Source organism: Eisenbergiella sp. OF01-20 (assembly GCF_003478085.1).
Lineage (GTDB): Bacteria > Bacillota > Clostridia > Lachnospirales > Lachnospiraceae > Eisenbergiella.
Genome location: NZ_QUES01000002.1, coordinates 311,875 through 333,221, shown reverse-complemented (window position 1 = coordinate 333,221; position 21,347 = coordinate 311,875). Strand labels below are relative to the sequence as shown.

13 protein-coding genes are annotated in these 21,347 nt (G+C 50.5%); all 13 read left to right on the top strand.

Annotated elements, in window-relative coordinates:
• The first annotated feature begins 14 nt into the window (after positions 1 to 14).
• The 13 genes from DXA36_RS05005 to leuA all read left to right on the top strand — a co-directional run bounded on the left by DXA36_RS05005 (position 15) and on the right by leuA (position 21,318).
• On the top strand, positions 15 to 4,283 hold the full coding sequence (locus tag DXA36_RS05005; protein WP_118676923.1) for a hybrid sensor histidine kinase/response regulator: 4,269 nt from the start codon (positions 15 to 17) through the stop codon (positions 4,281 to 4,283).
• Positions 4,284 to 4,695: 412 nt separating this feature from the next.
• Complete coding sequence (gene uvrB / locus DXA36_RS05000) at positions 4,696 to 6,681, top strand: excinuclease ABC subunit UvrB (RefSeq protein ID WP_118676921.1); 1,986 nt, start codon at positions 4,696 to 4,698, stop codon at positions 6,679 to 6,681.
• A 57-nt stretch (positions 6,682 to 6,738) separates the two neighbouring features.
• Positions 6,739 to 9,624, top strand: coding sequence for an excinuclease ABC subunit UvrA (gene uvrA, locus DXA36_RS04995; RefSeq protein ID WP_118676920.1), 2,886 nt, complete (start codon positions 6,739 to 6,741; stop codon positions 9,622 to 9,624).
• A 376-nt stretch (positions 9,625 to 10,000) separates the two neighbouring features.
• Entirely contained in the window at positions 10,001 to 10,996 is a 996-nt protein-coding gene (locus DXA36_RS04990; protein ID WP_009251444.1) for a rod shape-determining protein, read from the top strand.
• 89 nt (positions 10,997 to 11,085) lie between these two features.
• On the top strand, positions 11,086 to 13,335 hold the full coding sequence (gene recD2 / locus DXA36_RS04985; RefSeq protein ID WP_118676918.1) for an SF1B family DNA helicase RecD2: 2,250 nt from the start codon (positions 11,086 to 11,088) through the stop codon (positions 13,333 to 13,335).
• A gap of 9 nt (positions 13,336 to 13,344) precedes the next feature.
• Positions 13,345 to 14,070, top strand: coding sequence for a ComF family protein (locus tag DXA36_RS04980; protein ID WP_118676916.1), 726 nt, complete (start codon positions 13,345 to 13,347; stop codon positions 14,068 to 14,070).
• Positions 14,071 to 14,072: 2 nt separating this feature from the next.
• Positions 14,073 to 14,477 carry a hypothetical protein gene (locus DXA36_RS04975; protein WP_118676914.1) on the top strand — a complete coding sequence of 135 codons (405 nt, stop codon included), beginning with the start codon at positions 14,073 to 14,075 and terminating at the stop codon, positions 14,475 to 14,477.
• Positions 14,478 to 14,534: 57 nt separating this feature from the next.
• Positions 14,535 to 15,515 carry a hypothetical protein gene (locus tag DXA36_RS04970; protein ID WP_118676912.1) on the top strand — a complete coding sequence of 327 codons (981 nt, stop codon included), beginning with the start codon at positions 14,535 to 14,537 and terminating at the stop codon, positions 15,513 to 15,515.
• Between the two features lie 15 nt (positions 15,516 to 15,530).
• Positions 15,531 to 16,400: a diadenylate cyclase CdaA gene (cdaA, locus tag DXA36_RS04965; protein ID WP_118676910.1), complete on the top strand. Its 870-nt coding sequence runs from the start codon at positions 15,531 to 15,533 to the stop codon at positions 16,398 to 16,400.
• Entirely contained in the window at positions 16,384 to 17,694 is a 1,311-nt protein-coding gene (locus DXA36_RS04960) for a CdaR family protein (protein WP_118676908.1), read from the top strand. The genes cdaA and DXA36_RS04960 overlap by 17 nt, the downstream gene beginning before the upstream one ends.
• 90 nt (positions 17,695 to 17,784) lie before the next feature.
• Positions 17,785 to 19,134 carry a phosphoglucosamine mutase gene (gene glmM, locus DXA36_RS04955; RefSeq protein WP_118676906.1) on the top strand — a complete coding sequence of 450 codons (1,350 nt, stop codon included), beginning with the start codon at positions 17,785 to 17,787 and terminating at the stop codon, positions 19,132 to 19,134.
• 138 nt (positions 19,135 to 19,272) lie between these two features.
• Positions 19,273 to 19,536, top strand: a complete 264-nt coding sequence (locus tag DXA36_RS04950; protein ID WP_009251435.1) for an HPr family phosphocarrier protein — start codon at positions 19,273 to 19,275, stop codon at positions 19,534 to 19,536.
• Between the two features lie 93 nt (positions 19,537 to 19,629).
• Entirely contained in the window at positions 19,630 to 21,318 is a 1,689-nt protein-coding gene (gene leuA / locus DXA36_RS04945; protein WP_118677133.1) for a 2-isopropylmalate synthase, read from the top strand.
• Positions 21,319 to 21,347: the final 29 nt, after the last annotated feature.

Sequence of the window (21,347 nt, the reverse complement as noted above, 5' to 3'; positions counted from 1 at the left end):
GGAGGGCTGGGCGGATGGGGGAAGACTTAAAAACAACGCTTAGCAATATTCCATGTGGATTGTGTGTTTACAGGCTGGCCGGGGGAAAAATTTCCCCGGTATATCATAATTCCGTCTTTTATGAAATTATGGGCTATGCAGAGGAACATATCCGTTTAGTGGAGAAAGAAACGAGTTTTCTGGGAGTCCATCCGGAGGATCTGGAACCCTTGAAAAGAAGCATTCAGGGGGCGATCCGGAGCAACGGCACCGTGCAGCATACGTACCGGCTTTGGAATGACAGCAGAGGGGAATACCGCTGGATCCGTCTGGAAGGCTCCGTGAAGGATGCCGGAGATAATACCAAGCTGCTATATGGGGTATACAGTGATGTAACCGGTCAGATACGCACGGAGATGGAATTAAACCAGGCTACCGAAAAAATGCAGGATATTATCAATGCGATACCGGGCGGGGTTGCCATTTATAAGGTTTCCGATATCTTCGAAACGGTTTACTTTTCGGATGGGGTTCCTGAACTTTCCGGGTATACGGTGGAGGAATACCGGGAACTCATCAAGAGCGATGCGGCAGGAATGATCTATTGGGAAGATACAGAAATGGTGTTATCCCGGGCCGGAGAGGTGATCCGCACCCATGAAATTGCCAGTTTTGAATTCCGTAAGCAGCATAGGGACGGGCATATCGTCTGGGTACGTGTTCAGATTAAGTGGATTGGGGAAGAGGACGGTTATCCGCTGCTCCACTGTGTATTCCATAATATTACAGACTTAAAGGAAGCGCAGCTGGAGGTAGCTCATCTGGTCAATTCCATACCGGGAGGCATTGCAAGCTACCGCGTGGAAGGGGAGCGTTTTATTCCCACCTATTTTTCCGACGGCGTTATGGCGCTTTCCGGGCATTCGCGGGAAGAATACGAAAAGATGGTTGCGGATAACGCTCTGGATATCATCTACGAGCCGGATCGGGACAGGGTGCTGGCGGCTGCGGTGACCGCGCTGAAAAGCGGAGGGGTACTGGATGTTTCGTACCGGATGCGCCATAAAAACGGACAGCTTATCTGGATTCATCTGAATGGGCGCCGGATGGGGCCTTTGGCGGAAAGCACCGGTTTTTATGCGGTATTTACGGGGATGTCCGCAGATACCCGCCTGTTCCAGAGCATGGTGAATGAGACTGCCGATGCCATATATGTCATAGACAGGGAAAATTATGATCTGCTATATGTAAATGAAGCCAGAAATCTTTTTGCAGAAGGAAAGAATTGTGTGGGGCAGAAATGCTATGCGGCCCTGCACGGGAAAAATGCCCCCTGTCCGTTCTGTACTTTGAAAAGCCGTAAACCGGACGGGGAGGAGCACGAGATGCTCATTGAGGGAACCGGCCGGTTTTACAGTACCCGTTTCCGGGAAACGGACTGGAACGGGATTCCGGCGTACGTGAAGTATGTGCGGGATATTACGGAAACGGTTATCACGCGGAAGGATAAAGAGCGTCTGGAACAGTATTTCCAGACGGTTTTGAAAAATCTGCCGGGCGGGGTCGCCGTCGTTAGATATGAAGATCAGGGGAATATGACTCCTGAATTTTTATCCGACGGATTTGCGGCAATGACGGGAATGACACTTCAGGAAGCGTGGGATCTGTATCGGGAAGATGCCATGGCGGGTGTACATCCCGAGGATCGGGTATATGTATATCAGCAGATGAATGCGTATATAGCCGGAGGGGAAGGGCATTGTGAAATCGTCTACCGTCTGCAAAAGGGAGACGGCAGCTACTTATGGGTTAAGAACAGCCTTACCCTGATCGAATACGAGGACGGGGAAAGGCGGGTATATTCGGTATATCAGGATATGACCAATGAAAAGGAAGAACAGAACCGGATCCGGCAGCAGTATAAGGATTTGATATTGCAGCACTATCATACGCAGGATCCCAATGCGTTGATTGTGGGTCACTGCAACATTACACAGAACCGTATCCTGGAAATCATTGATCATACACATTCGGATCTGCTTAAAAATTTTGGTTCGGCAAGGGAAGGCTTTTTTACCGGGCTGAGTACGCTGGTGGTGGAAGAGCAGGAGCGGCAGGAGTTTCTTGGCATGTACCTGAATAAACCGGCGCTGGAGGCTTTCCGCAGAGGGATTCCGGAGCGGCAGTTTGAATGTTTTGTCCGCATGCCGTGTGATACGAAGGGCAGATATGTTCAGATAAAAATGAATCTGGTGGAGGAACCGGACAGCGGTGACGTGACGGGAATCCTTACGGTAACGGATATTACCAGCCAGACCATATCAGACCGGATTCTGCACAGGCTATCCGCAGCCGGCTATGATTTTGTGGCAGATATTGATTTGCCCAATGACTGCTATCGGGTGCTGACATCAAATGAGAAGGCGGGATGCATTCCGCCCAGGGAAGGCCTGTATTCCCGGTGGGTGCAGAATATGCTGGAAACCCGGCTGCTTCCCAAGGATCGGGATCGGTATAAGGCGATGATGGATCCGGAAGGCCTTTCGGAGAGACTGCAGAATGCAGGTTCTTATACCTTTGCCTATTCCATAACGGATGACGGAGGTGATGTGAGGACCAAAAATGTTACGGTTTCCCTTGTGGAAGCCCGGTTGGGCAGAGTATGCCTGGCAAGAGCGGATATCACGGATTCCGTCCGGGAACAGCAGGGGCTACTGCGTCTGATCGCCTATACCTTTGAACTTGCCGGTTTTATCAATATCGGGAGCGGAGGATTGACCCTGTATACCAGAAAAACCGTGCTGGAAAATCTCCCCCCTTATTTTACGGAAAATTACGGGGTGTCCATTCCCCGCTTTGTAGATGGGTATATAGCCGATGAAAACCGGGATTATGCCGCGGCCCAGTTTGACATACAGACCATGGCAAAGCGTCTGGAGGAGAATCCCAACGGCTATGATTTCCTGGTTTCTTACCGCGGGGAAAACGGGGAAAGATACAAACAGGTGAATGTGATGTGGGGAGATGTGAACCGCAGCACTATCTGCCTTGTGCGGGCGGATGTAACGGATGTCCTCGCTGCGGAGCGCAAAACAAAGAAAGCGCTGGAGAACGCCCTTTCCCTTGCGGAGGAGGCCAACCGGGCCAAAAGCGATTTCCTGTCCGCCATGAGCCACGATATCCGTACGCCCATGAATGCCATCATGGGGATGACTGCGCTGGCAGTTGCCCATATGGACGAACCCGGACGGGTGTCGGACTGTCTGAACAAAATATCCGTATCCTCCAGGCATCTGCTCAGTCTCATAAACGACATCCTGGATATGAGCAAAATAGAATCCTCGCAGATCACGCTGAACTGCAGGAAGATAAATCTTACGGAGCTTCTGGGGCAGCTGTCTTCCATCATGTCGCCTCAGGCGAAGGAAGCCGGGCTGAGACTGGAATTCAGGACTGCAGAAATACGCCATGTGTGTTTCTATGGGGATTTTCTCCGGATCAATCAGATACTGCTCAATATATTAAGCAATGCGGTGAAATATACGCCGGAGGGCGGCAGTGTGGCTTTCCTGGCGGAGGAGATACCTCCCGTTGATTCCGGGGACGGGGTGCGATACCGGTTTACGGTGAGCGATACCGGTGTGGGCATGTCGGAGGAGTTCCTTTCGCGCATTTTTGAACCCTTCACACGGAGCACAGGGACCATGCGTGTGGAAGGGACCGGGCTGGGCCTGAGCATTACCAAAGGACTGGTGGAGCTGATGGGAGGAACGATTACCGTCAAGAGCCGTCTGCATCAGGGAAGCAGCTTCTGCGTGGAACTGGAAGGACAATGGGCCGATACAGAAGGAGAGGATTCCGTTAAGGCAGGAGGGGAACCTTTCCCGGTAAATGCCGACAAGGATCTGTTCGCCGGACGGAGGTTCCTGGTGGCGGAGGATAATGCGATTAATGCGGAAATCCTGTGTGAACTGCTTTCCATGTATGGCGCCGACAGTGTGGTAAAGACAGATGGGGTCCAGGCTCTGCAGGAATTCCGTACCGCTGCGCCGGGAACCTACGATGCGGTCCTCATGGATATCCAGATGCCGGAAATGAACGGATATGATACCGCCCGGTGCATCAGGGGGATGAAACGGTCCGATGCCGGGGAAATCCCCATAATCGCCATGACGGCAAATGCCTTTGCGGAGGATGTGAAAGCGGCTATGGATGCCGGGATGACGGCCCATGTAGCCAAACCGATCGACGTGGAGGTACTTCGGGAAACCTTAATGAAGATACTTCCCGGAAGGAAGGAATAGATTAAAAGAAACGCGGTTCCGATTATTTTTTGTGGTTCTTTCTCGTGTCCGGGTACCCAGTGCCACGCTCTGTGCAGCCCCCTTTGGGCCGGTACAGAGCGCGGCACTGGATACCCAAACGCGAAAAAGAACCTTTTTTTGTCTGCGCTGTGTTATTTCCGGCTGTTCAGTACAACATAAAGATTATGGGACAGAGGGTGTGAACCATAACAGGGAAATAGTGGGTTTAGAACAAATGTTCTGAAATGTGCTATACATTTTAAATAGTCTATGATATAATTTTTGGTACACTATGGACAGTGTCTGGTGTGTCAGGCTGTTGTAAAGCCCTTTTAAAATAAATGCTTCTGTTTATGAGTTCCTGCCGAACAGACGGACTTGTTATAGGGTTACCAAGGAGGTAAAACAGATTATGGAGTTTAAACTGCATTCCGAATACCAGCCTACCGGCGACCAGCCGCAGGCTATTAAGCAGCTTGTGGCCGGTTTTAAGGAAGGCAACCAGTTCCAGACCCTGCTGGGTGTCACCGGATCGGGCAAAACATTCACAATGGCGAATATCATTCAGCAGATGCAGAAGCCGACCCTGATCATCGCCCACAACAAAACCCTGGCCGGACAGCTGTACGGGGAATTCAAAGAATTCTTCCCGGAGAACGCGGTGGAATACTTTGTCTCCTATTATGATTATTACCAGCCGGAGGCCTATGTGCCTTCTTCGGATACCTATATTGCCAAGGATTCCTCCATCAACGATGAGATTGACAAGCTGAGGCTTTCCGCAACCGCGTCCCTTGCGGAACGCAGGGATGTTATCGTGGTAGCCAGTGTTTCCTGTATTTATGGTCTGGGAAGTCCGGATGAATATAAGGATATGATCGTTTCCCTGCGTCCGGGTATGGTAAAGGATCGGGATGAGGTCCTGCGCGAACTGATTAGTATACAGTATGACAGAAATGATATGGATTTAAGCCGCGGCTGTTTCCGTGTGAGAGGGGACAGTGTGGAAATTTATCCTGCCCAGGGCGGGGATTACCTGATCCGGGTGGAATTTTTCGGGGATGAAATTGACAGGATTGCGCAGGTGGATCCGTTAAGCGGGCAGCTGCATTCCACTTTGGAGCATATTGCTATTTTTCCCGCCTCCCATTATGTGGTATCACAGGGGAAAATCAATATCGCCTGCGATAATATTGAACAGGAACTGGAAGAGAGGATCCGTTATTTTAAAGGGGAGGACAAGCTGCTGGAGGCACAGAGAATCTCTGAAAGGACCAATTTTGATATTGAGATGCTGCGGGAAACCGGCTTTTGTTCCGGCATTGAAAATTATTCCAGGCATCTGAACGGTTCCGCGCCGGGAGAACCGCCCATGACTCTCCTGGATTTCTTCCGGGATGATTTCCTGATTATGATTGACGAGTCTCATATCACCGTTCCGCAGATCAGAGGGATGTATGCCGGGGACCGTTCCAGGAAGATGACCCTGGTGGATTATGGATTCCGCCTGCCTTCCGCTCTGGATAACAGGCCGCTCAATTTCGAAGAATTTGAAACCCATATTGATCAGCTGCTTTTTGTTTCCGCCACGCCTTCCTCTTATGAAGAAGCGCACGAACTGCTGCGGACGGAGCAGATCATCCGGCCCACAGGCCTGCTGGATCCGCAGGTTTCCGTCCGTCCTGTGGAAGGGCAGATCGACGATTTGGTGGGGGAAATCAGAAAAGAGACGGATAGACATAATAAAGTGCTGGTAACCACGCTGACCAAACGCATGGCGGAGGATTTGACCGATTATATGCGGGATGTGGGTATCCGCGTGAAATACCTGCATTCGGATATCGATACGCTGGAACGTGCGGAAATTATCCGGGACATGCGTCTGGATGTATTTGATGTACTGGTGGGGATTAACCTGCTGCGGGAAGGGCTGGACATTCCGGAAATAGCCCTGGTCGCCATATTGGATGCGGATAAGGAAGGGTTCCTGCGTTCAGAAACATCTCTGATACAGACTATCGGCCGCGCGGCCCGGAATGCGGAGGGACATGTTATCATGTATGCCGACAAGATGACGGATTCCATGAATGCCGCCATATCGGAAACCAACCGCCGCCGGGAGATCCAGCAGAAGTATAATGAGGAGCATGGGATTACGCCTCAGACTATCAAAAAGAGCGTCCGGGATTTGATCAGTATCTCCCGGGTGATCGCCAAGGAAGAAGTGCGCTTTGAGAAGGATCCGGAGTCCATGGATGAGAAAGAACTGGAGAAGCTCATCGGGGATATCCAGAAGAAGATGAAGCAGGCGGCTGCAGATTTGAACTTCGAAGCAGCGGCAGAGCTTCGTGACAAGATGGTGGAATTGAAAAAGACACTTGCAAAACTGAAGGATTAGCAGGCCGGCGCAGGATATACCTGAACGGCAGGCTTTGAAAGGAGTATAAATTACAAAATGGAGCAGGAAAGCATAAAGATGAGGCCCCGTGAATATATCAGGATCCGTGGGGCAAACGAGCATAATCTGAAAGGGATTGATGTGGATATCCCCAGAAACGAGCTGGTGGTTCTCACCGGACTGTCAGGTTCCGGGAAATCCTCTCTCGCCTTTGACACAATATATGCGGAAGGGCAGCGCCGGTATATGGAATCGCTGTCCTCATACGCGAGACAGTTCCTGGGCCAGATGGAAAAGCCCAACGTGGAAAAAATCGAGGGGCTGTCACCCGCTATTTCCATTGATCAGAAATCCACTAACAGAAATCCCCGTTCCACGGTAGGTACCGTTACGGAAATCTACGATTATTTCCGGCTTCTGTATGCCCGTATCGGTATCCCCCACTGCCCGAACTGCGGGAAGGAGATTAAAAAACAGACGGTGGATCAGATGGTGGATCATATCTGCGGTCTGCCTGCGGGAACCAGGATACAGCTTCTGGCCCCCGTGGTGCGCGGCCGGAAGGGTGAACACGTCAAGGTTCTGGAAAGAGCCAAGAGAAGCGGGTATGTCCGCGTGAGAGTGGATGGTAATCTGTATGAGCTGTCCGAAGAAATCAAACTGGATAAAAATATCAAACATAATATCGAAATTGTGGTGGATCGTCTTGTGGTGAAGGAAGGGATAGAACGCCGCCTTACGGATTCCATTGAAAATGTGCTGGCGCTTACGGAAGGGCTGCTGATTGTGGATGTCATTGACGGGGAACCGGTTACCTTCAGCCAGAGTTTTGCCTGTCCGGACTGCGGAATCAGCATCGATGAGATCGAGCCGAGAAGCTTTTCCTTCAATAATCCTTTCGGCGCCTGCCCGGAATGCTTTGGACTGGGATATAAGATGGAGTTTGATATTGATCTCATCATTCCGAATAAACGGCTCAGCATTAACCAGGGGGCCATTGCGGTGATGGGCTGGCAGTCCTGCAATGATACCTCCAGCTTTACCAATGCGATCCTCCAGGCGCTGACCAGAGAATATCACTTCAGCCTGGATACCCCTTTTGAGGATTACCCGGACAAGATAAAGGACATTCTCATAAACGGAACCAACGGTCATGAGGTGGAGGTATATTACCAGGGACAAAGGGGAAAAGGAGTGTACCCGGTGGCGTTTGAAGGCCTCATAAAAAATGTGGAACGCCGCTACCGGGAGACCGGTTCGGATGTGGTGAAGCAGGAATATGAAACCTTTATGAGCATCACCCCCTGTAATGTCTGTCAGGGAATGCGCCTTAAAAAGGGAGCGCTGGCGGTTACGGTATGTGACAAGAATATCTATGAAGTGACTTCCATGTCTATCCGCAATCTGAAGACTTATCTGGAAGGAATGGAGCTGACAAAGCAGCAGCAGCTCATAGGAAAACAGATACTGAAGGAAATCCGGGCGCGGGTCGGATTCCTGGTGGACGTGGGGCTGGAATATCTTTCCCTGTCCAGGGCCACGGGTACCCTTTCCGGCGGGGAGGCACAGCGTATCCGTCTGGCTACCCAGATAGGCTCCGGGCTGGTCGGTGTGTGCTACATCTTGGATGAACCGAGTATCGGACTGCATCAGAGAGACAATGACAAGCTTCTGAATACGCTTAAGAATCTGCGGGATTTGGGGAATACCCTTCTGGTGGTGGAACATGACGAGGATACCATGCTCGCCGCCGATTATATTGTGGACATCGGCCCCGGAGCGGGTTCCCACGGCGGTGAAGTAATTGCCTGCGGTACGGCGGAGGAGCTGATGAAAAACCCCGAATCCATTACCGGGCAGTACCTGAGCGGCGCCCTTTCCATCCCGGTTCCCGACAAACGCAGAAAGCCTGCGGGGTGGATTAAGGTAAAAGGGGCGGCGGAAAATAACCTCCGTAATATTGATGTGAAATTCCCTCTCGGGGTCATGACCTGTGTGACCGGCGTATCCGGTTCTGGCAAGAGCTCTCTGGTTAATGAAATCCTGTACAAGACGCTGGCAAGGGATTTGAACCGGGCAAGGACCATACCCGGTAAAAATAAAGGCATCGACGGTGTGGATCAGCTGGATAAGGTGATTGATATCGATCAGTCCCCCATCGGACGTACGCCCCGATCCAACCCCGCCACCTATACCGGCGTGTTTGATATGATAAGGGATTTGTTCACCTCCACCCAGGATGCCAAGGCGCGCGGCTATAAAAAAGGAAGATTCAGCTTCAATGTAAAGGGCGGCAGATGCGAAGCCTGCGGCGGAGACGGTATCATTAAAATCGAAATGCATTTCCTGCCCGATGTGTATGTGCCTTGCGAAGTCTGCGGCGGAAAGCGTTATAACAGGGAAACGCTGGAGGTCAAATATAAAGGAAAGAATATATTTGACGTGCTGGATATGACCGTGGAAGAAGCCGTGACCTTCTTTGAAAATGTGCCCAGTATACGCAGAAAAATAGAAACGCTCTATGATGTGGGCCTTTCCTATATCAAGCTGGGTCAGCCCTCCACCACGCTGTCCGGCGGGGAAGCACAGCGGATCAAGCTGGCAACCGAGCTGAGCAAGAGAAGCACCGGAAAGACCATATATATCCTGGATGAGCCTACTACCGGGCTTCATTTCGCAGACGTGCACAAACTGGTTGAAATCCTGCACAGGCTGGCGGACGGAGGGAATACGGTAATTGTGATTGAGCACAATCTGGATGTGATTAAGACAGCGGATTACATCATTGATATGGGACCGGAAGGCGGCGACGGCGGCGGTACCGTAATAGCGGAAGGTACGCCGGAAAAGGTGGCCGATTGCAAGGATTCCTATACCGGGTACTATATTGGGAAAATGCTGGATAAAGCGAAGAAAAACAAAGTGCGTGCAGAGAAGCCGTGAGAGGAAGGGCTGACGGGTTGTCCCGGCAGGCCGTACGGATGAGGCTGCCGATAGGACAAGGCGTGAAAAACTGCCATTGGCAAAAGATAATAGAATACACCGGTAAAACGGTGTATTCTTTAATTTTTTATGAAAACACTTTCCATAAGTAAGGTTTTAGGTTATAATAACAGACGGTATATTTTACGCTTGCGTCGAACAGGCTATTGATTCGTTGCGGGGTATCTGATTGGATTTTTCGTAATTTTACGTGATTTGTAAAATATATATGCTTGATTTATAAAGATTGGTCCATAATATAATAGAGGCAGAAGGAAGCGCAGGGGATTGTAGGCATAAGTCTTCCGCGCCGTCTTCATTTGGAATGGAGGAGAATATGCAGTATACAGATATTGGAATCGACCTGGGTACCGCCAGTATTTTAGTGTATATCAGAGGAAAAGGCGTCGTTTTAAAAGAGCCAAGTGTAGTGGCGTTTGACAGAGACACTAATAAAATAAAAGCTATCGGCGAGGATGCAAGGCTGATGCTGGGACGTACACCCGGAAATATCGTTGCGGTAAGGCCGCTCCGCCAGGGTGTTATTTCTGATTATACCGTTACGGAAAAGATGCTGAAGCATTTTATCCAGAAGGCTCTCGGAAGGAAAACCTTCCGTAAGCCAAGGATTGCAGTATGTGTTCCCAGCGGGGTTACCGAAGTGGAAAAGAAGGCCGTGGAGGATGCAACCTACCAGGCCGGTGCGAGAGAGGTTTCCATTATTGAGGAACCTATCGCGGCTGCTATCGGAGCCGGCATTGATATCTCCCGTCCCTGCGGAAATATGATTGTGGATATCGGAGGCGGTACGTCTGATATTGCTGTTATTTCTCTGGGCGGTACGGTAGTGAGCGCTTCTATTAAGATCGCCGGTGATGATTTTGACGAGGCTCTCGTCCGCTATATGCGTAAAAAACATAATCTGCTGATCGGGGAAAGGACTGCAGAGGATATCAAAATTAAAATAGGTTCCGCCTATAAGCGTCCGGAGCCTGATTATATGGATGTGAGGGGACGTAACCTGGTGACCGGCCTTCCCAAAACCGTAAAGGTTTCGTCGGAGGAAACGGAGGAAGCCCTCAGAGAGCCTACCCTGCAGATTGTGGAGGCTATTCACAGCGTTCTGGAGAGAACCCCTCCGGAGCTGGCGGCGGATATTGCGGACAGGGGAATTGTCCTTACCGGCGGCGGAAGCCTGCTTCGCGGACTGGAGGAGCTGATTTCAGACAAAACCGGTATCAATACCATGACCGCGGAGGATCCCATGACGGCTGTAGCTATAGGTACGGGTAAATATGTGGAGTTTTTAGTTGGATATAAGGATGAAATCTAAGTAAGGATCTGTCAGGTATAGAGTAGGGCTACTCCGTCGGAGTAGCCCTTTTGATACCCGGCCTGTGTCCGGATGGTAGGAGTAAGCCGGTGGAAAAAAAAGCGGGTTATGTAGAACATATTATATACAGGAATACAGGAAATGGTTATACGGTATTTGAACTCGTCTCAGAGGGGGAAGAAATCACCTGCGTGGGTACCTTCCGTACTCTGGACGAAGGGGAAAACCTGGAGCTGACAGGCGGTTTTGTGGAGCATGCGGTCTACGGAAGCCAGTTTAAAGTGGAAAGCTACGAAGCGGTGGCACCGGAGGACGAGACCAGCATCGAGCGCTATCTGGGATCCGGGGCGATAAAAGGGGTAGGCCCGTCTCTTGCGGCACGAATTGTCCGGAAATTCGGAAAGGATACCTTCCGTATTATGGAGGAAGAACCGGAACGTCTTGCGGAAATCAAGGGGATAAGTGAAAGGAAAGCCATGGAAATCAGCACCCTGCTGGAGGAAAAGAAGGGGATGCGGGAGGCGATGATCTATCTGCAGAAATTCGGGATTTCCAATACCCTGGCTGTCAAGATATACAATACATATGGGCTTGAGGTATACGGCATCCTGGAGGAAAACCCCTACCGTCTGGCGGAGGACATTGATGGCATCGGCTTTAAACGGGCAGATGAACTGGCGGCCAGAATCGGTATCCATACGGATTCCGATTTCCGTATCCGCAGCGGTATTCTTTATACCATGCAGCTGGCAGCCATGGACGGTCATACCTATCTTCCTTATAAGGAGCTGATGAACAAAGCAGCCGTCCTCCTCGGGTTGGAAGCGGATTACGTGGGCATTCAGATTCCCAACCTTGCCATGGATAAAAAGCTGGTGATCAAGCAGGGGGAGGAAGAGGGAGCAGTCTACGCTTCTTCCTATTATTATGCGGAACTTTCCTGCGCCCGTATGCTGGAAGAACTGAATGTAAGCATGGTTTTTTCCGGGCAGCTGCTTCCTTCGGAGGAGGCCAAGCTCCTTACCGATATTGAGAAGCTGGCCAGGGGCCAGGGCATAGAACTGGAGGAGCTACAGCAGCAGGCGGTGCTGGAGAGCATCAAGCACGGGATATTTATCCTTTCGGGCGGGCCGGGTACGGGAAAGACCACCACGATTAACACGATGATCCATTATTTTGAGGCGGAGGGAATGGATATCCTGCTGGCGGCTCCGACGGGACGGGCGGCAAAGCGTATGACGGAGGCCACGGGATATGAGGCGCGGACCATCCACCGCCTTCTGGAGCTGAACGGCGCGATGCTGGAGGAGGAAAACCGGTACGGGAGAAATGCCGGATTTGAGAAGAATGAGGAAAACCCTCTGGAAGCCGACGTGGTAATTGTGGATGAGATGTCCATGGTGGATATTCATTTGTTCCAGTCCCTTTTACGGGCGGTTACCCCCGGGACCAGGCTGATACTGGTAGGGGATGTGAACCAGCTTCCCTCGGTGGGTCCGGGACAGGTGCTGCGGGATCTGATAAACAGCGACGCTTTTTCCGTTGTGGAATTAAAGAAAATATTCCGGCAGGCAGGGGAGAGCGATATTGTGGTTAACGCCCATAAAATCAATGCCGGACAGGAAATCCCCCTGGATAATAAGAGCCGGGATTTCTTTTTCCTGGAACGAAGCGATGTGCAGGTGATTTATAAGCATATGATCCTTCTGATTCAGGAAAAAATGCCCCGTTACGTGCAGGCGGGGCCGTTGGATATCCAGGTGCTTACGCCTATGAGAAAGGGGAATCTGGGCGTAGAGGTGCTGAACCAGATACTCCAGACGTATCTGAATCCCAAGGATGCATCCAAAAAAGAATACCAGGCCGGGACCGTATTATTCCGGGAAGGGGATAAGGTGATGCAGACTAAAAACAATTACCAGCTGGAGTGGGAAATTGTGAGTAAATACGGTATTCCGGTGGATCACGGGGTAGGGATTTTCAATGGGGATATGGGAATCCTGAAGGAGATCGACGAATATGCACAGACCGTAATGATAGAATATGACGAACAAAGACGGGTGACCTATGCCTTTGCCCAGCTGGAAGAGGTGGATCTGGCTTATGCCATAACCATCCACAAGTCCCAGGGAAGCGAATATCCGGCAGTTATCATGCCGCTTCTGGGCGGCCCCAGGATGCTTTTCAACCGGAATCTGCTGTATACAGGTGTGACCAGGGCAAGGAACTGTGTGACGATACTGGGTAGCCGGCAGGTGGTTCAGGAGATGATCGCCAACGAAAGTGAGGCCAGGCGCTATACAAGCCTGGATGCGAGGATAAAGGAAGTCATGGCTTAAAGGAGCCATATGACAGGAAAAAAGAATACAATACTTACAGCACTGACGGATTTATTATTCCCAAGGAGGTGCCCGGTCTGCGACAGGCCGGCAGAGCCGTCCGGCGCTTATATCTGCACCGCCTGCAGAAAGAAGCTTGTTTATATTACGGAGCCCAGGTGCTGCAAATGCGGCAAGCAGCTTCAGGAGGCGGAAAAGGAATATTGTCATGACTGCGGCACCGGAGCGCATATCTATGACAGGGGTGCCGCCCTGTATACCTATGGCAGCATCCGGCCGGCCCTGTACCGGCTGAAGTATGGGGGAAGGCGGGAGTATGGGGAATTCCTGGGAAGAGAGCTGGCCGCCAGGCTGGGCAGGGAAATCCTGTCCTGGAAGCCGGACGCGCTGGTCCCGGTTCCCCTGCATCCTGTAAGGGAGAAAAAACGGGGATATAACCAGGCGGCCCTTCTGGCGGAAGAGCTGGGAAAGCAGCTGGATATCCCGGTATTTCCGCACCTTGTGGAACGGACGCGCAATACCAGTCCCCAGAAGGAATTGGACGGTGCAGCGCGTCAAATTAATTTGAAAAAAGCTTTTAAAATAACACAGAATGATGTAAAATTAAATACGATTGTAATTATTGATGATATTTACACAACCGGAAGTACCATTGACGCAGTGGCATCGGCCTGCAGGGCGGCAGGCATAAAGCACGTTTATTTTGCGGCACTGGCGATTGGCAGAGGAATGTAGGGATGATAAACGAAAATAAAGTGGCGGTAATGACAAGGATGGCTGCATATGAGGCGGGGGACGGCAAGAAAAACCAGACTGTCTGCAACTATTTCAGAGGCGATTATGTAGGGTTCCAGATGCTGAAAACCTGGATCGCCGTGACCATAGCCTTCTGTATTATGTGCGGCGTCTATCTGCTGTTCCAGATGGACAGCATTATGACGGATTTTTACAGCATTGATCTGATAGCGTTTGCAAAGAAATTTGTATTCGCCTATGTTATCTTATGCGTTGTATATCTCTTCGCCGCATTTGTAATCGCCCAGAGAAGATACGGGCTTGCGCAGCGGGCAACGGTACGGTTTGGTAAAGAACTGGAGGAGCTGGACGGAAGGTCGGACGGCAATTCCGAGGAAGAGGAATAAGGGGAACCGGCCTGTGCATATCCGGGCCGTCACCGGGAATTCTTAAGAGGGACATTTATGACAACATCATTGCTTGAAGTGAGAGAGTATATCAGGAATTTTTATGTAAAATACGAAGAGTACATTGTGCCGGTCCTGAAATTTCTGCTGGCGCTGGTATCACTGCTGATGATTAACGGACAGCTGGGGTATATGAGCCAGCTGAACAACGTGGCTGCCGTGCTTGTAGTGGCTCTGGTATGCTCCTTTATGCCTAAGAACTTTATCCTTTTTGCAGGGGCGGGATTTGTGACGCTGCATTTGTATGAGGTATCACTGGAATGTGCGGTAATAGCGCTGCTTGTGTTCCTTCTGATGTTTTTGCTGTATTTCCGTTTTTCTCCGGACAGCGCGGTGCTGGTAATTGTGACCCCCATGCTGTTTGTGCTGAAAATTCCCTATGCCGCACCCATACTGGCCGGTCTGCTGGGGAACCCGTTTGCCGCGCTGACAGTGGCCTGCGGGGTTGTGATATACTATCTGATTTCCTATATGAATGGAAATGCTTCCATATTGGGGGCATCCCAGGCGGAATCCATGATCCAGCGGTTCCGTGATATCTTTGACGGTATTTTCGGAAACCGTGCCATGCTGATCATTGTTGCCGCCTTTGCGGTAACCGTGATTATGGTATATCTGATCAGAAGACTCTCCGTGGATTACGCATGGACAATTGCCATTGTGGCTGGGGCCCTTCTTGATGTGGTGATCCTGATGGTGGGGGATCTGATGTATGATGCCAATTTTTCCATCGGCGGGGTGATCCTGGGGAGCCTGGCAGCTATTGTTGTGGCAATGCTGGTACAGTTTTTCCGGTTTAATCTGGACTATTCCAGGACGGAAAAGGTACAGTTTGAGGATGATGAATATTATTATTATGTAAAGGCGGTGCCCAAAATGACGGTGGCTACGCCTGAAAAAAAGGTAAAAAAGATTACGACGCAGCGCAGCAATAAAAATGTGAGGCATACACATGCCAAAGGCACTGCGAGGAAATAGCGGGTTTAGGTGGATATGGAACAGATTAGGAGCTTTGCGGATAAATATTTGGCACATGTACCATCTTTGCGGGTAACGGATATCGTGGAGATTGTGATAATCTCTTTTCTCGTTTACCACATAATGGTATGGATTAAAAATACGAAGGCCTGGGCATTGTTTAAGGGTGTTGTATTTATTATGGTATTTATCGTACTGGCCGCAGTATTTGAAATGAATACCATTTTGTGGATTGCCAAAAATGTGGTTATGTATGGTGTGGTTGCGTTGGTGGTAATCCTGCAGCCGGAACTGCGCAAAGCGCTGGAACAGCTGGGTAAGACGGAATTCCTGGCATCCCTCCTCCCTTTCGAAATCGGAAAAGTGGAAGACGGCCTTTTCTCGGATAAAACAGTCCATGAGATTTCCAAGGCCTGTGCGGAGATGGGAAAGGTAAAGACAGGGGCGTTGATTGTGGTACAGCAGAATGACCCCCTAACAGAATATGAAAGAACCGGAATTGATGTGGACGGCATTGTTACCAGCCAGCTGCTCATTAATATTTTTGAACATAATACACCGCTTCACGACGGTGCTGTTATTGTACGCGGAGACAGGATTATATCCGCTACCTGCTACCTGCCCCTGTCGGACAATATGTCACTGAGTAAGGATCTGGGAACACGGCACCGGGCCGGGGTGGGAATTTCGGAAGTGTCGGATTCCATGACGGTGATTGTCTCGGAAGAAACGGGTAAAATAAGCGTTGCCTATTCCGGGGTGCTCTACCGCAGCCTGTCACCTGCCGAACTGGAGGAACAGCTCAAAAAGATACAGAATAAACCGGTGGAGGAGAAGGAGCACAGGCTTTGGAAAGGATGGCCGAAGAATGAAAAGAACAAATAAATTATGGCATAATCTCGGCCTGAAAATCATGGCGCTGGTTTTTTCCGTCCTGCTCTGGATGGTCGCCGTGAATATCAATGATCCCGTGGAACGGAAGGTTTTCCGGGATGTTAAGGTGGAAACCACGAATACCAACGTACTGACGGATGAAAATAAGCTTTATAAGGTGCTGGATGATACGGATACGGTGACCGTTACGGTACGCGCCAGCCGCTCCGTCCTGGAAACAATTAATGTGAGTGATATTACCGCAAGCGCGGATTTTTCAGAACTGTCCTTTACCAATACGGTGCCTATCCGGCTTTCCGTAAACCGCTATGTTGACAAACAGATTGAGAGCATCAGCGGGAGTATAGACAGCATGAAGCTGGAAGTGGAAGATAAGAAAGAAAAGCAGCTTGTGATTGAGATCGTCCAGAGCGGCGAGCCGGCAGAAGGCTATATCGTTGGGAAAATTACCACTACCGACGGAAATGCCATGAAAATTTCCGGCCCCGAATCCGTGGTGGATACGGTAAAAAAAGCTATAGTAGAAGCGGATGTGAGTGACCTGACGGACAACATCAATATTACGGAGAAGATAACACTTCTGGATGCGGAAGGTAAGGAAGTTACGGACAGCAGTATTTCACGGAGCGTGAACACCGCAAAGGTTTCCATAACCATACTTGCCACGAAGGAAGTACCGGTGTCCTTATCCACTATGGGTGAGCCGGCTTCCGGGTATGTGGCTACCGGTGAGATAAACTGTGCGCCGGCGGTCGTGACCATTGCAGGACGAAGCAGCGTAATCAAGGATGTGGGAGGCCTTGTGATTCCGCCGGAAGAGCTGGATATCACAGGGGCGACTGCCGATGTGACTAAGCTGATTGATGTGCGCGGGTACCTTCCTGAAGGCGTCAGCCTGAGCAATACAGGCGGAGAGGAATTCAACGGAAAGATCGCTGTGACCGTTAAGATAGAACCGCTGGTGGATATCACCCGGACGGTGGACAGTTCCAGGATCCAGGTCCTGAACGTACCGGAAGGATATTCGGTTACCCTCACTCCGGACAGTTCCGTTACGATGAAACTCCGCGGTCTGCAGGGAAACCTGGATCAGGTAAATACCGATACCCTGACCTGTACGGTGGATGTGGCGGAATGGATGAGTGATAACGGATTGTCGGAACTGAGCGAAGGGAGTGCGGAAGCGGAGGTTGACGTTTCCCTGCCTTCCGGGGTTATTCTTACGGCACCGGTCAGGGCGGCCCTTACGATTGAAAAGATAGCGGAAGTTACCCCGGAGGAATAAAGGGTTCCGGATTACCAGGGAAGCCGGTTGCCTGAAGGGTCCTGTATATGTGAGCATAAAGCCGTTTATAAGGCAGAATGAGAGGATAATATGGCTAGATTATTTGGTACGGATGGAGTGCGCGGAGTGGCAAATGAGGAACTGACCCCGCTGCTGGCTATGCAGCTTGGGCAGGCAGGGGCAACTGTTCTTACAAAAGAGAATGAACACAGGCCTACTATCATGGTGGGCTGTGATACCCGTATTTCAGGGGATATGCTGGCAAATGCACTGATGGCGGGGATCTGCAGCGTGGGGGCCAATGCGGTATATGTAGGTGTGATTCCCACGCCCGCAGTAGCTTACCTGACAAAGAAATACAAGGTGGAAGCCGGGGTGGTGATTTCCGCATCCCATAATCCCGTGGAATTTAACGGGATCAAGTTTTTTGACGGGAACGGTTACAAGCTGCCCGACAGTATGGAGGATGAAATTGAAGCGCTGATTCGCGGCGGTATGCATAATCTGGAGCTTCCCACAGGTTCCAGGGTGGGGAAAATTAAATACAGGACAGATGCCAGGGAGGAATATATCAATCATGCCATCCAGTCGGTGCCGGTGGATTTATCCGCATTGAAAATTGTCGTTGACTGTGCGGAGGGAGCTTCTTACTATACATCAGTAGAAGCGTTGAGAGAGCTTGGGGCGAATGTGGTGCCTATCCACAATATGCCCGACGGAACGAACATCAATTCGAACTGCGGTTCCACCCATATGGAAGAGCTGCAGGCCAGGGTGGTCTATGAGAAGGCCAACGTTGGCCTGGCTTTTGACGGGGATGCAGACAGACTCCTTGCAGTGGATGAAAACGGAGCCATTGTAGACGGCGATCAGATCATGGCTGTGGTCGGCAATCATATGAAGAACCAGGGCAAATTGAAAAAGAATACTATCGTTGCTACGGTAATGAGCAATCTTGGTTTTTTCAAAATGGGAGAAAGAGAAAATCTCCATATGGAGCAGACAAAGGTGGGTGATCGCTATGTGCTGGAGCGGATGCGTGAAATCGGCGCCAGCCTGGGCGGTGAGCAGTCGGGGCATGTGATCTTTCTGGATGAGAATACCACGGGGGACGGCCTGTTAAGCGCGCTGCATCTGCTGGAGGTCATGGTGGATACCGGGAAGCCGCTGTCGGAGCTGGCTTCTGTTATGACAGTAATGCCCCAGGCGCTGGTCAATGCAAAGGTACCGAACCATAAGAAAGATAAATACATGGAATATCCCGAGATTGCCAAAGCGATTGATGAGCTGAACAGTAAATTTGCCGGTGAGGGACGTGTGCTCATCAGGCCTTCCGGAACGGAACCCAAGGTCCGTGTCATGATAGAAGGTAAGGATCAGCGGATGATTGATGAGGAAGCCCACAAGCTTGCGGATTTGATTCAGAACATCATGCTGTAAACCGGGGGATGTGTACAGTGACTTCCCGGAGGGGTTTCCCTGCAAACCCCTTGAGATATGGACAGAATGATGATATACTAATTTTAGTGGGGTGAAGTGGTTTTCCCTACAGGGATGAAGAAACAGGAGGTAATGTTCATGGTAAGCCAAAAGGTGGTTATAAAGAATCCTACAGGACTGCATTTGAGGCCGGCCGGCATCCTATGTAAAGAGGCGATGCAGTTTAAATCGCTGATTACTTTTACATTCAGGGACAGCACGGCAAATGCCAAAAGTGTTCTCAGTGTCCTGGGGGCATGTGTAAAATGTGGTGATGAAATCGAGCTTACCTGCGAGGGTGAAGACGAAGAAGAGGCTTTGAAGGCGTTGGTTAATGCCATTGAAAGCGGCCTCGGAGAATGATAGATAAATCAGCCCAACTTAAGTTCCGTAAGACAAGGGATGAGGGCTGATTTTTTATGCCATAGGATGCAGAAAGAAACAAGGAGGCAGGTTATGCTGAATTATAAAAGATACCGTAAAAATCCGGTGGTTGCTTATCCGGTACGGGAATGGCCCAACAGGGAAATAGAGAAAGCGCCGGTATGGTGCAGTGTGGATCTGCGGGACGGAAACCAGGCTTTGATCGATCCCATGATTGTGGAAGAAAAGATAGAAATGTTCCAGTATCTGGTGAAGCTTGGGTTCAAGGAAATAGAAATCGGATTTCCGGCGGCAAGCCAGATTGAATTTGACTTTCTCCGACAGCTGGTGGATCGGAAAATGATTCCCGATGATGTGCGGGTTCAGGTGCTGACCCAGTGCAGGGAAGAACTGATTGACCGGACGTTTGAATCGATAGAAGGCTGTAAGCAGGCCGTGGTACATATTTATAATTCCACATCCACCCTGCAGCGGGATGTGGTGTTCCATGCATCCCGGGAAGAGATCATTGCTATTGCGGTCAAGGGTACCCAGATGGTAAAGGAGCGTGCGGCGGCTTTTCCGGGAAAGATCGTGCTGGAATATTCCCCGGAGAGTTTTACGGGAACCGAACTGGATTTCGCCCTGGAAATCTGTACGGCGGTACAGGAGACCTGGGGACCGACGAAGGAAGAACCTATTATTATAAACCTGCCTTCCACCGTGGAAATGAACACGCCTAATGTGTATGCGGATCAGATCGAGTGGATGGATCGTCATTTCAAGGACAGGGAGACTATTGTACTCAGTATCCATCCCCATAATGACCGGGGAACCGGTGTGGCAAGCTCCGAGCTGGCCCTTCTTGCCGGAGCCCAGAGGGTGGAAGGGACTCTGTTCGGAAACGGGGAGCGTACCGGAAACGTGGATCTGCTCACCATCGCCTATAATATGTTTTCCCAGGGCATTGACCCGGAGCTGAATATCGAGCATATCAATGAGATAATAGAAATTTATGAGAGATGCTGTAAGATGCCTATTGATGCGAGGCATCCCTATGCGGGCAAGCTGGTATTCACCGCCTTTTCCGGTTCCCATCAGGATGCCATTAATAAAGGCGTGCAGGCAATGAAGGAAAGGGACAGTCAGATCTGGCAGGTGCCTTATCTGCCTATTGATCCTTCGGATATCGGAAGGGAATATGAGCCTATTGTCCGTATTAATTCCCAATCGGGAAAAGGCGGCGTAGCTTTTATTATGGATACCTATTTCGGTTTCAAGCTTCCCAAAGCCATGCATAAGGAATTCGCTAATGTAATCCAGAAGATTTCCGAGAAGCAGGGTGAGGTATCCCCGGATGAAATTATGGATTCCTTCCGCAAAGAATATCTGGATAAAAAGGAACCCATCCATTTCCGCAAGCTGAAAATGGATGATCTCACAGGAGAAACCGCTTCTGAATTTGACACCAGGGTTACGGTGGATTATACCGATCATGGGGAAGCCGGCCAGTTCAGCGCTGTGGGCAACGGCCCTATCGATGCGGTGCAGAGAGGTCTTCAGGTGGAACTGGGTGTCCGTATCAAGGTGCTGGATTACGAAGAGCATGCGCTCCAGAGCGGATCCAATTCCCAGGCTGCTGCTTATATCCATCTGCTGGATGCGGAGACCGGACGGGTCACCTATGGCGTTGGTGTGAGCTCCAATATCACCAGGGCGTCCGTAAGAGCCATTTTCTCAGCGATTAACCGGCTGGAATTGGGGAAGCCCAATACCCCGTAGCGACATAAAAACGGCAGTACCCTGAATAA